Source organism: Bacillus sp. LM 4-2, assembly GCF_000978495.1.
In the GTDB taxonomy this organism is placed as follows: Bacteria; Bacillota; Bacilli; order Bacillales; family Bacillaceae; genus Bacillus; species Bacillus subtilis.
Genome location: NZ_CP011101.1, coordinates 459,501 through 473,279, shown reverse-complemented (window position 1 = coordinate 473,279; position 13,779 = coordinate 459,501). Strand labels below are relative to the sequence as shown.

Sequence of the window (13,779 nt, the reverse complement as noted above, 5' to 3'; positions counted from 1 at the left end):
ATTCCTTTATAGTTCATTCATCATCATCTCGTTTTCCAGTTCTTCTAAAAATTGATCAGCTGTTTGGATATCGTTGCGGTAGGGCAAATAGCAAACGTGGAACGTAAGCGACACATACTTTCCATTTTCCAGCTGATATGTATCCAATTGTTTCTTCAGCTTAGTCAGAACGGCCGGCATATGTTCAGCAGGCGTGTGCGTCAGCACGATCCCGATACGCTCGTCAGAGGGACGGAATTTCTTATCCGTTTCCCGAACGCTTGTCCTGATTTGCTGACCGACATATTGGAAGAGGCGGTCCGTTTCTTTTTCACCGTACAAAGACTTAAACTCTTTGAAATAATGCATATGGAGCAGCAAAAACACAAAAGAATTGCCGTAGCGCTCCGCCCGCTTGATTTCTTCTGAAAGTTCCAGCTTCATCCTTTGCTTGTTATCAAAACCAGTCACTCTGTCAACAGCAACATAGCTTTTAATTTCGGATTGAAGCCGTGTCATTGAGCGCCGAAGCTCTGCTGTAATATCGTGGATTCTTCCAGAAATAAAAGAAAACAGCAAAAGCGCGATTCCCCACACGACAAGCATTCGCAGCCCTTCCTCAGCCGGAAAGAGCGATGTCTGTCCAGTCTGGAAAAACATCATTAAGGTGCCGAGAACAAAGAGTACGATTAAGGTCACTGCCAGCGCGTAAATCGGGCCGAACCAGATGCCTGCGGCGATGACGCCAAATGTGATGCAAAGGATCAGAGCACCTTCTGATTGCTGGGCTGACACATAATAAATAAACAAAGACAGGGCCGCGATGAGCCCTGAAAAATAAGCAAATAATTTTTGTGATTCACTGAATGATATTTTCATTAAAAAGCTTCCTTTCGGCTAACAGCGGCAGCAGATTGTCAAATGAATGCGTCTGAGTGCCGCTCATATAGCCTCCATAATACGATTTCACCGGATCATGAATTTCAAAGTCATTCATTCTATCATATATGGCTTTGATGACAGAACTGTTTTCATGCTGTTTTGTCAAAAACAATACGGCTAAGGCATATACGGATGGAGACTCATATTGGACGGCAGGCTCCTTCGTATATGCCGAATACCGCCCGTACAGCTTTCCGTTTTTCTGAAATTCCTGCTTGATCCAGTCCGCTAAAACAGATGCTTTTTCATCCCCTTCCGGCAAATGCCAAGCAGCGTAAAGCTGATCAATCAGGTTGATTTCACTATCATATGTGTATTCCTTCGTCTCCGAGCTGTATGTCTTCGGCAGAAAGCCATTTTTTAAAGGAGCTGAATAGAGAACATTGGCATTCCGCTGTTCTGTTTCTTCGTCTATGATTCCATTCTTCTTTAAGACAGCTAAGGCATCAGGCATGACGTATGAAAGCGTCACATCCTTTGAAGCGGCCTGTGAGTCGTAAAAGTCTGTAAAAAACCCGTTGTTCATATTGTATGTCTTCAAAGACGTGCCGATATCCCTAGCCGTTTGCGCGTAGTCGCTGCGGCCCCATTTTGCGGCGGCTTGGTCAAGAGACAGCATAATTCTCATATCATCTATCAGCGCATTCGTCCCGCTCGCTTGGCCATTTTGAATCTTCCACGTCACCAAGTGATTGCTCATCAGAAATGAATCAGTCAGATGCTGATATTGATCCTGGAAATGTGGTGCGTCATTTTTGCTGAGCAGAAACTCCATCCACAGTCCGAGAGATTCCGACAAGTAAGAAGGCTGGTCTGAAAAATCGGTTTTGATCAGCCCTTTGTCATTCATTAAATTGTGATAGATGAAATATTCCGCCGGCTGGAGCGGGCTGGCATTCACTTCTGTCGCCGACTGATTTTGGGTCTTGTTTCCAGCTTCAGCACACCCTGCGGAAAGTCCGATAGATAAGAAGAATAAGATGACAGCAATTAGTACATGCCTCACAGGCAAATCCCCCTTTGTCGCCTGAAGCAAATCAGACGCTCACAAATAGTTATAGACGAAAATATGACTGCCATGTTACAAAGTACATTTACTATAAAAGAAAAAAATGCAGATTGCTAGCTTTTTTTCCCCTTTTTGAACATTAAGAAAACAGGACCTAAGTCCAATAAAAAACCTGTGCGATAGGCACAGGTTTTTTTATTATTTATCCAAACCGAGTTTTTTCAGCTGTTCTGCCAGCGCGTTGTTAATCGGCTCATCTTTATTTTGTTTTTTCATATAAGAGGATACGTCCCGTTTGGTAGCACGCGCTTTGTCTTTGTTTTTTCGTTTTTCAAATACAGAGAGCTTTTCACGGTGACCGCACACACACGCAAAGGTTTGGCCCTCGCCTTGGCCGCGAAGCTCCATTCTTTTATGGCAATTTGGGCAGCGTGCGTTTGTTTTTCGGGCAATCGTTTTTCTGCTTCCGCATTCACGATCTTGGCACACGAGCATCGTCCCGCGTTTGCCGTTTACTTTCAGCATCATTTTGCCGCATTCCGGACATGCCGTTCCCGTAATGTTGTCATGTCGGAAGGTTTGGCTGCTGTTTTTGATTTCTTTTACCGTTTGGTGAGCGTAAGCCTTCATATCTTTAATAAAAACAGCCGATTTCAATTTGCCGGCCGCGATCGCAGACAGCTTTTGCTCCCATTCTGCTGTTAAGGCCGGTGATTTCAGATCCTCCGGAACAAGCTGCAGGAGCTGTTTTCCTTTAGATGTGATAAAAATATCTTGGCCTTTTTTCTCGATTAAAAAGCTGTTGAACAGTTTTTCAATAATGTCGGCACGCGTTGCCACCGTGCCGAGGCCGCCTGTTTCTCCAAGCGTTTTGACGAGGCCTTTTTCTTCTCCCTGCATAAACGCGCTTGGGTTTTCCATCGCTGACAGCAAGGTTCCTTCATTAAAGCGGGCAGGCGGCTTCGTTTGGCCGCTTGTTTCCGTTAACGTGCGGACGGCAAGTGTGTCGCCTTTTTGAAGCGCAGGAAGTGTCTGATCTCTGTCATCCTCCTGCTCATCATCCTCATCCGCCATATCATAAACGGCTTTCCACCCTTGCGACTGCACGGTTTTGCCTTTCGCCGTAAAGGTTTCTCCGCCGATTTCTGCGATGACCTTTGTTTCCTCATATTCGAATGCAGGCATTAATACAGCCAGGAAACGTTTCGCAATCAGGTCATACAGCTTTCGTTCTTTATCACTCAGACTGCTGAGAACGAGCGGCTCTTCGGTCGGGATAATCGCGTGGTGGTCTGACACCTTCGCGTCATTGACATATCCTTTATGAGATTTAATGCCGCGTTTTTTAATTTGGCTGACATATTGGGCATACGGTTTTACTTCCATGCCTTCCAGACGGTCTTTTAACGTCGGGACGATGTCACTGGATAAAAATCTAGAGTCCGTCCGCGGATATGTGACGAGCTTATGCTGCTCATATAGCTTCTGCAGGACAGAAAGCGTTTCTTTGGCAGAAAAACCGAAGCGCTTGTGGGCGTCACGCTGCAGCTCCGTTAAATCATAAAGCGCAGGCGCAAAGCTTTTTTTCGCTGTTTTTTTCAGCTCAGCTACGACCGCTTGCTTTCCTTGGAGATTTTTTAGCAGACGGCTTGTTACATCTTGATTGAACGTTCTCGTCTGCTTTGATTTCTTATCCTGCCACGTCAGCGTCATGCCGTCGACTGCAGCACGGATGCCGTAATACGGAACGGGCGTAAACGCCTGAATGTCTGCCTCGCGCTTTGCAATCATGGCAAGCGTCGGAGTCTGCACACGCCCGCATGAGAGCTGGGCATTGAATTTTGTGGTAAGTGCACGGGTGGCGTTGATCCCCACAATCCAATCCGCTTCCGCTCTGGCGACGGCAGAATGGTACAGGTTTTCATATTCTTTGCCGCTGCGCAGCTTTTGAAAACCTTCCTTGATCGCTTTATCCGTCACAGATGAAATCCACAGCCGCTTGATTGGTTTTCGGACATTCGCTTTCTCAATGATCCAGCGCGCAACAAGCTCACCTTCCCGGCCTGCGTCAGTCGCGATGACAATCTGATTGACGTCTTTACGGGTAAGCTGGGATTTGACTGCATTGAACTGCTTTCCGGTTTTTTTTATCACCACAAGCTTCAAGGGTTCTGGAATAATCGGCAGATCCTCTAGGCGCCATGATTGAAATTCTTTTCCGTAGCCTTCCGGATCAGCAAGCGTCACCAAATGGCCTAAAGCCCAGGTCACAATATATTGATCGCCTTCGAGATAACCGTTTCCTTTTTTATGGCACTTCAGCACCCGGGCTAAATCCCGGCCGACTGAAGGTTTTTCAGCTAATACAACTGTTTTTGACATGCTTGATCACTTCTCTTTCTTTCGCGCTCATCCTGTTATTATAACAGACTTCACGCGGCACTCTCTAACCGCGCCCGTTTTTCGTGTCAATTTCTGAGAAAATGACGTGAGTGACGGTTTGCGCGTAGGGCGATGTTTTGTTAATGAAATCTTCTACCGCTTCGAGGCTTTCGGCATTGATTTTCAGCATATAGCAGGCTGCACCTGCAATCCGGTAGCAAAATTCAATATTCGGCAATGTTTGAATATAGCTTTTGAACCGCTCGTAATCCGCGTTTTTAACGGTTGCTTCCACAATACAGGAAACGGGAAGCCCAAGTTTTTTCTGGTCGACCTCCAGCGTGTATTGCTTGATGATGCCAAACGATTCAAGCTGTCTTACCCGTTCTGTCACAGATGGAGGCGACAGCTTAATTTTTCTGCCTAATTCCCTCATCGACAAACGGCTGTCCTTCTTAAGCTCCTCAATGATATTCAGATCAATCTGGTCAAGTTTCATTTCAACATCCTTCTTTTTTGATTTTGTACACATTATCTCGGGTATTTTTGTAAATGACAAGTACAGTTCCCTAGAAAAGGCATGTAAAAATGAATGTTTTCCGAACATTTTTTGAAAGCTGTCATATGCCCCTCCGGATTGTTTATAGTATAAAATGAAAACGTGTCCACAAGGAGGGCGATTTATGCTGCACACGCCGATCGGAAGACTTCGCACGATGGGTTTTATTGAAGGAATGTCACTCTTAATCCTGTTGTTCATCGCTATGCCGCTTAAATATTGGGCAGGCCTTCCGCTTGCGGTGACAATTGTCGGTTCGGTTCACGGCGGGTTGTTCATTTTGTATTTGCTTGTCTTGGCTTATGCAACCTTCTCTGTCAAATGGCCGCTGAAATGGTCAGCTGCCGGCTTCGTCGCTGCTTTCGTCCCATTCGGAAATTTTTTGTACGACCGCGGATTAAGGAAATATAAATAAGGGAACGCAAAAAAGGCTGGATCTTTATGATCCAGCCTTTCTTATTAAAACCACTTTGTCAGCCACGCGATATAGTAGGCCCCCGGAATAAACATGAGCTGGGCGAGGAGTGTGCCCGCCACCCTTGATGTGACCATTGTGATAGAGGTCCATTTTAAATAGAGATAGCTTCGTTTTCCTTTTGCCACATCATCAGCTAGAACGGATACTTTAGGATCAACAAAAATGGCCAGCAGCATCGTCGCAATTCCGTTGATCAAACCCGAAGCCATGACGGCTGTCGTGCTGCGCTCCGGCGCCAGAAGGCCTGCGTATAAAGCCGAAAGCACGCCAATCGTATAAATCGATGTGATCAGCATGTTGATGACAAACAAACGCTTCGGAATCAAGCGCATATGAAATCCTTTTACATATGAAATGGACGGCAGACGCAAATAGGAAAGGGCATTTTTGAATCCTTGTTTCGAGAATCCCTTTCGGAATACTTGAAAAACGGAGCCGCCGCCGCCCGCCAAGTGAATAATCGCCCTTGAAAAAAGAGCGACAAAAGACGGGAGCAGGATAATGCCCAAAATGGTGCCGACTGTCGATCCGAAAATTAAAAAGCGGAACTGCTCCCCTACAATCGCCAGTGCGTTTTTTCCAGCAGCATCAATTAAATGCCCAGTAAAGGGCTGCTGCACCATGTTCGACATTCTGGATACGATGACCATGACATTAAACAGAGAAAGCGCGGACGCAATAAATCCAACGCGGGCCCCGGAAAGCCTTGTAGCATAGGCTAAGGTTTCTATCGAGTGAATCAGCAATAAAAAACAAAAAATAAAAAGTACTTGTGTTGTAATGACATGCACGTTATTCTTCCTCCAATTTCATCCTAGAGATAAGACTGGAAAGAAGACAAGGAGGTTTCAGTACGATGTGTTTTTTGCAATAAAAAAACCGTCCGGCGTACGCCGGGCGGTTTGTCTTATTCTTTTCTATACGCAAATAAAGATTATATCATCCGCCAAGTCAGGCGGGTTAGATTCATAAAGCATTGTTCCGAAGAATCATTCTGGAAAGTAAACACCATGGAAATTTCTTGAACACAAGACAACGAAAGCCCTACCTCTCAATCGTCACTGCGGCTCCGAAGCCGCGCCGGTGTGAATTGTAAAACAAAAAAGTCTTTTTTCCATCTCATCGTTAGGGGCGATTTGTTATGAAGGAAAAGAATAAGGGCAGCTGGTTATGCTGCTTGGGAAGCGGTAAGCTTCTCTCTCAAAACAGAAAAAAGAAGTTTACTTTCTTTTTTATTTGCTTATTTTTCTTACTAGCTATTCATAATAACATATCGCCCTTGAAAACACAAATTTTTTATAGTTCGAGTGAGACCGGCGTTTTCTCCCCGGCATTCATCAATCTGATATCCTCCGGTTCAATTTCAAGAATCACCAGATTCGGATCATCCTTGCCGTCAAACCAGCGCTCTAATTTGGAACTCCATATTTTGTCCTTGAGTTCTGCCGAATTGTTGATTTTGGCTTTTCCGGCAACTTCGACATATGCGTCGCCAAAGCCTTCACAATCATAGCCTAATAAAATGTGGACATTGGGGTTGTTCTCAATTTCTTCTGCTTTATGAGTTTCCTTGCTTGTCGGTGTGTAAATCGTCAGCCCGTCATGGAAAAAAGTCATGTAGCGGGAATGCGGTTTGCCCTTTTGAACCGTTGCGAGCGAACCTACTTTATGGTGATCTAGAACATCAAGCACTTTTTGTTTAATGTCTTGCTGATTCATCTCGAATCACTCCTTTTTAACGTCTCCGCTGTTACTTTTCCACATCCGGGGAAGATTTAAACAAGAAAGTGTGCTCTTTATTTTTCGCCTTCCCATTCACGCTTTAACAGACTGTAGTAGACGAGGTCGTGATGCCTGCCGTTTACGTATAAGCCATCCCGTGCCCTTCCTTCCTCTAGAAACCCGATCCGCTCCGGAACCGCTCTGCTTTTTTCGTTTCCGACAGCCGCACAGATCGCCACACGATTCAGCTCAAGCTCTTCAAAAGCATACGTAATGAGTTTTCGGCAGGCAGCTGTAATAATGCCTTTCCCTTCAAAGTCTTTAGCAATCCAATATCCGATTTCAGCCTTTCGATTCACTTGATCAAGGTTATGCAGGCTGATCATGCCGCATAGGCTGCCGTCATAAAGGAGCCCCGCCTCAATGCCGTTCAGGTCTGCATACTGATGCCGCCATTCTGGAATGATGGTTTCTCTGTACGTGTCAGCGCTGCTTGGATTTTCCGCCCAAAACAGCCACTGGCTGAGCCGCTGCTGATTTTGGATAATGAGGTCGGCCAGCCGCTCCGCATCATTCGGCTCCAATAATCGGATGGTGATGTGCTCATTTACCTTGCAAGTGAACATCGCTTCGCCCTCTTTCCTTTTTTACCCATTATATCGATGATTCTGTTTTTTTCAATACAAAAAAGGATGGGCTGCTAAGCCTCATCCTTATATTCTTGGATCGGTAAAGATATCATGTTTATCCGTGCTCGTCGATGACATTTCCGTCACGACGGCACCTTCTTCCCCGGCCTGGAACCAATGCTTTGTATTCGGGGGGATTGTATATTGCCCGCCCGGTTCTAGCTCAATTTCGTGCCAGACCGTATAGTGTTCTCTGTCTTCCTGAGGAGGGAGAACTTTTGGAAGCGGCGTTTTTTCTCCTTCTACGTAAAGATACACTTTTCCGTAGCGGCAGCGGAAGGTCTCCTGCTTGCCTTCCTGGCCGTCGACCGGCGGATGGCGGTGTTCCGGGCAAGTCTGTCCCGGAAACAGCACCAATTCCTTTGAACAATAACGGTCTGTATTGACGTAGACGAAGAGCTGGAGCCCGACTTTTCTTTCTTTTCCTAAGCCGTAATCCATCAGCTGGATTTGGTCTACTTCCTCGTCCGTTAATACAATCCCTGCTTTTTGATAGTAGCTGTTCACTTCTTCTTTCGTGATGCCCATATGTCTCACTCCCTCTTATGTCGTCACAAAGTTTCCGCCGTTGACATGCAGGGTCTGTCCTGTCATGTAAGAGGACTCATCTGATGCCAGAAGCACATAACAGCCGACGTGCTCAACAGGCTGTCCAGGACGGCCCATCGGCGTATCTTGCCCAAATTGAGCAACTGTTTCTTCAGGGAACGTAGCTGGGATTAGTGGCGTCCAGATTGGACCCGGCGCGACTGCATTTACACGGATGCCGTCTTTAACAAGCGCCTGCGCCATTGTTCTTGTAAAGGCGTTGATCGCCCCTTTTGTCGCTGTATAATCAATCAGTGTCGGGTTCCCTACGTACGGGTTGATGGATGTCGTATTGATGATGGCGCTGCCCGGTTTCAGGTAATCAATTGCTTTTTTAGTCAAATAAAATTGAGAATAAAAGTTTGTTTTGAATGTGCGGTGAAGCTGTTCGCTCGTAATCTCTTTGATGCTTTCCTTCGGATGCTGTTCACCTGCATTGTTGACAAGGATGTCAAGGCCGCCTAGTTCCTTGACCGTTTTTTCAACCGCTTCATTGCAGAATTCCTCTTCACCTACGTCACCAGTAATCAGCAGGCATTTTACGCCTTCTTGTTCAACACGTTTCTTCGTCTCCTCAGCGTCTTCATGCTCATCCTTATACACAATGGCGATGTCTGCGTCTTCCTTTGCATAAGCGACGGAAACCGCGCGTCCGATCCCGCTGTCGCCGCCTGTAATAAGAGCTACTTTTCCTTTTAATTTGTCTGCTCCTTTATAATCCTCGTACTCATACACCGGACTCGGATTCATTTCGCTTTCAATTCCCGGCTGGCGACTTTGAGTTTGTGCCGGCAGTTCTTTTGGATAATTTGCCATGATGATTCTCCTCCTTTGTTTTCATGTCTATTTGTTGTGTACCTCACACACTCTTTGGATAAACATGGCTTGGCACCTTCGCATTGCTTTATCAGAAAAATGTTTCACATGGAACGCTTGGAGGAAATAACTCAAAAAGGGGGTTGGTTGCTGAATGATTAACATGCTTTCTAGAAGATTCAGCAGGCCAAAGGGCGTCATCGGCATGATTGCCGGGTACATCATGGCTGCTGAAAATCAAACACTGAATCAGTGGACAATCAATCAGCTGGGTATCACGCGCGGGGACAGCATTTTAGAAGTCGGGTTTGGCCCGGGATACTGCATAGAGCAGGTGCTGAAACGCGAGAAGGATGTTCAGCTTCATGGGATTGATGTGTCAGAGGCCATGCTGAAGCTGGCCGCCCGCAGAGTGAAATCCAAGGGTGTGCGCCTGATACAAGGAAGCATCGAGACATTTCCTCTCCCCGCCTCGTTTTATGATAAAGTGATTTCCGTTAACAACTACACCATTTGGAATAACCAAACAAAAGGCATGAAACAGATTTATCGGGCATTAAAGCCAGGCGGCAAAGCAGCCATTACGATGCAGCCGCGGGAAGCGGATGCCAGTCCTGAGAAAACCAAATCATTTGGAAGACAGATGATTGCTGACTTTAAAGCAGCCGGCTTCGAAGACACTGATATACAATTTAAGAACATTAAGCCTGAGCTTTCCGTCTGTGCAACTGCAAAGAAGCCCGCCACATAAAGTGGACGGGCTTCTTCTTTTATGAATGTACAGCCTGATTGCGCAGGACGTCTTTTTTCACCTTGCCAAGGTTGTTTTTCGGCAGTTCGTTAACAAATTCAACTTCAGGTATTTTGTAAGCGGACAGGCGTTCTTTACAAAATGCGATGACATCCTCTACCGTGATGCGCTGGCCGCCATTTTTCACGATAAAAGCTTTCGGTTTTTCACCGTAAAGCGGGTCAGGAATACCGACCACAGCCGTTTCAAGGATTCCCGGGATCTGCTGGATAACTTCTTCAACCTGATCAGGATAGACGTTATCGCCTCCGTAAATAATGACATCCTTGTAGCGTCCCGTGATGAAAATAAAGCCATCTTCATCCACATATCCTGAATCTCCGGTTCTAAACCATCCGTTTTGCAGCACTTTCGCTGTTGCTTCAGGATTGTCTTCATAGCCTTTAAATAAGAATGGAGTATGAACAACGATTTCGCCGATTTCTCCTTGAGGAAGTTCTTCTCCGGTCAGAGGATCTTCCACTTTGACTTTAACACCTGCCACAGGTTTTCCTGCAGATGCCGCTTTATCCATTCCCATATCAGGCGTCCATGTGCTGATGCCCCAAGCCTCAGTACTTCCATAGCCATGCGCAAGCGGAATGCCAATATCAAGATAGCGGCGTATTAGGCTGCTCGGCACTTTTGTTCCGCCTGTCATTAAAATAACAAGCGAAGATAAGTCAGTTTGGTGCTTTTCCCACGCCTCAAGCAAATACGTGTAGAACACAGGAAGAGCCATCACGGTCTGAATCTTCTCTTCTTCAATGACCTTCAGCATGTGAACAGGATCTTGATCCTTTGTAAACACAAAGGTTGTTTCTGCAAACGTTCCAAGCATGATGCAAATGAGCGCACTCGTATGATAAATCGGATGGCACGCGAGAAAACGAAGGCCCTTCATGCGTGCTATTGAGCTGTTGGATTTTTTAACATATCTGTATATGCCGCCATGTGTAATCATGCATCTTTTCGGGTTTCCCGTTGTTCCAGATGTAAACATCAGAAGTGCTGTATCATCAGGTGAAACCATTTCCGTCTCTGGCAAATGATCAGGACCTGCAAACAGCGCTTCAAATTCAGCAGATGTTTCGTAAGCTGTTCCTGTTTCCATTGTTACACACAGTGAGGACAATTCAGGAAGAACTTCATCCAGTATCTCTTTAAACTCCGCTCCGTAAAACATCGCTTTCGGTTCACTTGCTTTTAAAATGCCTGTCATTTCATATGGTTTCAGCTGCCAGCTGACAGGTACGACAACAGCACCTATTTCAAGTGCGGCGAACATAACAGTTGAGGCGGGATGGCCGTTTTTGCAAAGCAATGCAACACGGTCGCCCTTTTGAATTCCTTTTTGAAGCATGGCATTCGCCAGCTGATTAATCCGTTTACGGTAACCTTTATATGTCAGTGTATGGTCTCCGCTTTTTACAGCCTCTATTTCTTCGCTATTCGGCATGTCATGCAGAATCAGATGCTGTAATGTTTCCATATCGTCATCTCCTATATTCTCTTGAATCTTCAATAATTTGTTAGATTTTCTTCCTTACCTCACCCATTTTAACCCAAAAAAGATAACTTGTAAAACTATTTCATTTTGGAATTATTCCAATACTGAATGATAAAATAGTCCCACATTTTCTTATTTTGTTCCCCCTCCACAGAAAAACACACGCCAAATTTTTGACGTGTGCCATGCAGGTTTACAGTATGTTTTTTTCTTTCATCCATGTGAAAAATATGCGGTTTAACCGCTGATACAATTCTTGTTCTCCTTCTTCCTGAAACCCCGCCATGCTTTCTCCGCTCTCGATAATTGCCGAGCTGATCGCGCTTAAAATCTCCGACCCTTCAGCGGATAATGAGCTAGGCGCCATCATGACGAGGATGCGTGTCATCCTGAGGGTATTTCCGTCCATGCCATCCACTTCATAGGGGGTGCTGAGATCAAACATTTTGAAAAAAGGCAGGACGATTTCATCATTTTTGAGATGATAAAGCGCCATGTTTGTTCCGGGGATTCCCAATCCCCCTTGTTTCTCCCGCTCAGCCAGGCAAACCGCGGCTTTTTCCGGATCACGGATCAGGCCATCCTTCTTCAGCTGTTGAAAAAGCTCTAGCAGAAGCATGCTATGGTCCGGGTTTGTTTGGAGTTGAGCTAGCGTAAAATGGCGCAGAACATCTTGGATAACTTCCATATACCGCCCTATGCTTTCCGCCGCCTCCAGCATGTCAGGTACATCAGCTTGCTGCGCCTCTTCCTTCGGGCTTCTTTTTTTGTTAAGAATAAGGGGGATCTTCCGCTTGATATACTGCTTGACCTGGTTTGCGTCTTCCTCATTTAATAGCGGGCTGACCATGATGTAATCAATGTTTTCATAAGGAATCGGTACAGTGGACACAATCATATCATAGGCTTGAACATCCTTCCCCTTTAGCTCGATCAGGGATGACATATCAAACGATTCAATTTCCGGCAGCTCTTTTTTCAGTCTGGAGGCAAGCATTTTCGAGGAGCCGATCCCGCTTGAGCAGACGACAAGCGCTTTCACTTTTGCTTCTTCTTTTTTGATTTCAAGAGCCGAGCCAAAGTGAAGAACGATAAAAGCGATTTCATCATCAGAAAAGGACATGCCCGGAAAATACTTTTCGACGCCTTCTTCGATCGCCATATAAAGCAGAAAATAATCGCGCTTGATCTGTTCCTTCATCGGATTGTATATCTCAATATTTTCTTTTATGCGGCTGACGGCCGGCTCCAAATGGGCAATCAAGCCTTCATATAAAGAGTAGTTTTTCGTCAGATCCATTCTGATTTTGTCTGAAATAAAAGCAATGAGCCGCTTTGTTTGCAGGGCTGTTTCCAGCTCAATTTCCTGCGCTTTGTATTCTGTTTTGTATTTTCGATTAGCGCTTCGAAGGTGGATTGTAATATAGCCGACCTCCGCCTCTGGAATCGTCACGCCGAAGGCACGTTCAAGCTCGCCCGCGATTTCAAGAGCCGAACTGTATTCTTTCGCATTCTTCAGTTCCTCAAACTCATTTTGCTCCATGGTAATAGTTTCCCCAAGCTTAATTCGTTCGATCGCATACGTCAGATGGACGACGAGCGCTATATAGGAGCTATCGGACAATGAAAAAGCGATTTTTTCTTTGAGCTGAAATAAGATGCGCTCCATTTTTAACAGCTCACCTTTGCTGACAACCCCGAACATTTTCTCTGAAGAATCGGCTTTTCCTTTGATGTTTAATTCAACCGCTTCCAAAAACATTTGGATGTCGAGACGGTTCACAATCAAGTTGCCGACAATTTTCCGTTTCGCATTCTCCGGCCCTATAAGCTGGATGCCAAAACCTCTTTTGCGGATCAGTGTCAGTCCGAAGGGAGAAATCCACTTCTCGAGCTCATCTAAGTCATAGCTGACCGTGGCATTCGTCACCTGGAGATCATGAGCAAGAGTGTACAGTTTGACGGGCTCCTGAGACTCTAATAACGAACAAAGAATGAGCAGTTTCCGTTCGTCGGCGCTGTATTCATGCTGTTCATATGATAAATCAGTAAGCAGCTTTTGTTTATCCTCGGGACTTCCCACTGCTTTCAACCCTTTACCGGGCTGTTTATCTAACGTAAGCCCCACGGTTTCCATCAGCGGTTTAATTGATTTGAGTTCCCTGTGAATGGTTCTCGTGCTGACTTGCATCAGCTCAGCAAGCTCAGTTACGGTTATATATCTGTTTTGTAATAATAAGTGCTTTAACAGCTTTTGTTCTCTGGCAGTCATATACATAAAAAAGACCTCCTAGCCAATCTTGATGTGCGGATGA

At 45.6% G+C, this 13,779-nt stretch carries 13 protein-coding genes; 2 read left to right on the top strand and 11 right to left on the bottom strand.

Annotated elements, in window-relative coordinates; all coding sequences use genetic code 11:
* Positions 1-6: 6 nt before the first annotated feature.
* From epsK to lrpC, 4 genes are all read right to left on the bottom strand, one after another.
* Entirely contained in the window at positions 7-858 is an 852-nt protein-coding gene (epsK, locus tag bslm_RS02365) for a cyclic-di-GMP receptor EpsK (protein ID WP_003246541.1), read from the bottom strand.
* Complete coding sequence (locus bslm_RS02360; protein WP_003246551.1) at positions 839-1,927, bottom strand: lipoprotein; 1,089 nt, start codon at positions 1,925-1,927, stop codon at positions 839-841. Before bslm_RS02360 ends, epsK begins: the two co-directional genes overlap by 20 nt.
* A 201-nt stretch (positions 1,928-2,128) precedes the next feature.
* A complete protein-coding gene (locus bslm_RS02355) occupies positions 2,129-4,312 on the bottom strand; it encodes a DNA topoisomerase III (RefSeq protein WP_029317313.1) in 2,184 nt (727 codons plus the stop codon).
* Positions 4,313-4,376: 64 nt separating this feature from the next.
* A complete protein-coding gene (lrpC, locus tag bslm_RS02350; protein WP_003246585.1) occupies positions 4,377-4,811 on the bottom strand; it encodes a transcriptional regulator LrpC in 435 nt (144 codons plus the stop codon).
* A gap of 184 nt (positions 4,812-4,995) precedes the next feature.
* On the opposite strand from lrpC, the gene bslm_RS02345 reads away from it, so the two are divergent.
* Positions 4,996-5,286, top strand: coding sequence for a DUF3817 domain-containing protein (locus bslm_RS02345; RefSeq protein ID WP_015252794.1), 291 nt, complete (start codon positions 4,996-4,998; stop codon positions 5,284-5,286).
* Between the two features lie 44 nt (positions 5,287-5,330).
* Here bslm_RS02345 and amj read toward each other — a convergent pair whose 3' ends face one another.
* From amj to bslm_RS02320, 5 genes are all read right to left on the bottom strand, one after another.
* Entirely contained in the window at positions 5,331-6,140 is an 810-nt protein-coding gene (gene amj, locus bslm_RS02340) for a lipid II flippase Amj (RefSeq protein WP_032722918.1), read from the bottom strand.
* A 505-nt stretch (positions 6,141-6,645) separates the two neighbouring features.
* Positions 6,646-7,068 carry a pyridoxamine 5'-phosphate oxidase family protein gene (locus bslm_RS02335; protein WP_003234396.1) on the bottom strand — a complete coding sequence of 141 codons (423 nt, stop codon included), beginning with the start codon at positions 7,066-7,068 and terminating at the stop codon, positions 6,646-6,648.
* A 77-nt stretch (positions 7,069-7,145) separates the two neighbouring features.
* Positions 7,146-7,697, bottom strand: a complete 552-nt coding sequence (locus bslm_RS02330; protein ID WP_046380787.1) for a GNAT family N-acetyltransferase — start codon at positions 7,695-7,697, stop codon at positions 7,146-7,148.
* A gap of 87 nt (positions 7,698-7,784) precedes the next feature.
* Entirely contained in the window at positions 7,785-8,288 is a 504-nt protein-coding gene (gene lyxE, locus bslm_RS02325) for a D-lyxose ketol-isomerase (protein WP_003234400.1), read from the bottom strand.
* 15 nt (positions 8,289-8,303) lie between these two features.
* A complete protein-coding gene (locus bslm_RS02320; protein ID WP_038428370.1) occupies positions 8,304-9,164 on the bottom strand; it encodes an SDR family oxidoreductase in 861 nt (286 codons plus the stop codon).
* A gap of 154 nt (positions 9,165-9,318) precedes the next feature.
* Here bslm_RS02320 and bslm_RS02315 point away from each other — a divergent pair, with 154 nt between their 5' ends.
* Positions 9,319-9,915, top strand: coding sequence for a class I SAM-dependent methyltransferase (locus bslm_RS02315; RefSeq protein ID WP_038428368.1), 597 nt, complete (start codon positions 9,319-9,321; stop codon positions 9,913-9,915).
* A gap of 19 nt (positions 9,916-9,934) precedes the next feature.
* Here the strand turns inward: bslm_RS02315 and bslm_RS02310 are convergent, their stop codons facing one another.
* A complete protein-coding gene (locus bslm_RS02310) occupies positions 9,935-11,446 on the bottom strand; it encodes a class I adenylate-forming enzyme family protein (protein ID WP_038428367.1) in 1,512 nt (503 codons plus the stop codon).
* A gap of 211 nt (positions 11,447-11,657) precedes the next feature.
* Complete coding sequence (gene mtlR / locus bslm_RS02305; protein ID WP_038428366.1) at positions 11,658-13,742, bottom strand: mannitol operon transcriptional activator MtlR; 2,085 nt, start codon at positions 13,740-13,742, stop codon at positions 11,658-11,660.
* Positions 13,743-13,779 lie beyond the last annotated feature (37 nt).

Bases quoted from the DNA above. Each gene is read 5' to 3' on its own strand.
- epsK (WP_003246541.1), bottom strand. From the start codon at position 858: ATGAAAATATCATTCAGTGAATCACAAAAATTATTTGCTTATTTTTCA.
- bslm_RS02355 (WP_029317313.1), bottom strand. From the start codon at position 4,312: ATGTCAAAAACAGTTGTATTAGCTGAAAAACCTTCAGTCGGCCGGGAT.
- lrpC (WP_003246585.1), bottom strand. From the start codon at position 4,811: ATGAAACTTGACCAGATTGATCTGAATATCATTGAGGAGCTTAAGAAG.
- bslm_RS02345 (WP_015252794.1), top strand. From the start codon at position 4,996: ATGCTGCACACGCCGATCGGAAGACTTCGCACGATGGGTTTTATTGAA.
- bslm_RS02335 (WP_003234396.1), bottom strand. From the start codon at position 7,068: ATGAATCAGCAAGACATTAAACAAAAAGTGCTTGATGTTCTAGATCAC.
- bslm_RS02330 (WP_046380787.1), bottom strand. From the start codon at position 7,697: ATGTTCACTTGCAAGGTAAATGAGCACATCACCATCCGATTATTGGAG.
- lyxE (WP_003234400.1), bottom strand. From the start codon at position 8,288: ATGGGCATCACGAAAGAAGAAGTGAACAGCTACTATCAAAAAGCAGGG.
- bslm_RS02320 (WP_038428370.1), bottom strand. From the start codon at position 9,164: ATGGCAAATTATCCAAAAGAACTGCCGGCACAAACTCAAAGTCGCCAG.
- bslm_RS02315 (WP_038428368.1), top strand. From the start codon at position 9,319: ATGATTAACATGCTTTCTAGAAGATTCAGCAGGCCAAAGGGCGTCATC.
- bslm_RS02310 (WP_038428367.1), bottom strand. From the start codon at position 11,446: ATGGAAACATTACAGCATCTGATTCTGCATGACATGCCGAATAGCGAA.
- mtlR (WP_038428366.1), bottom strand. From the start codon at position 13,742: ATGTATATGACTGCCAGAGAACAAAAGCTGTTAAAGCACTTATTATTA.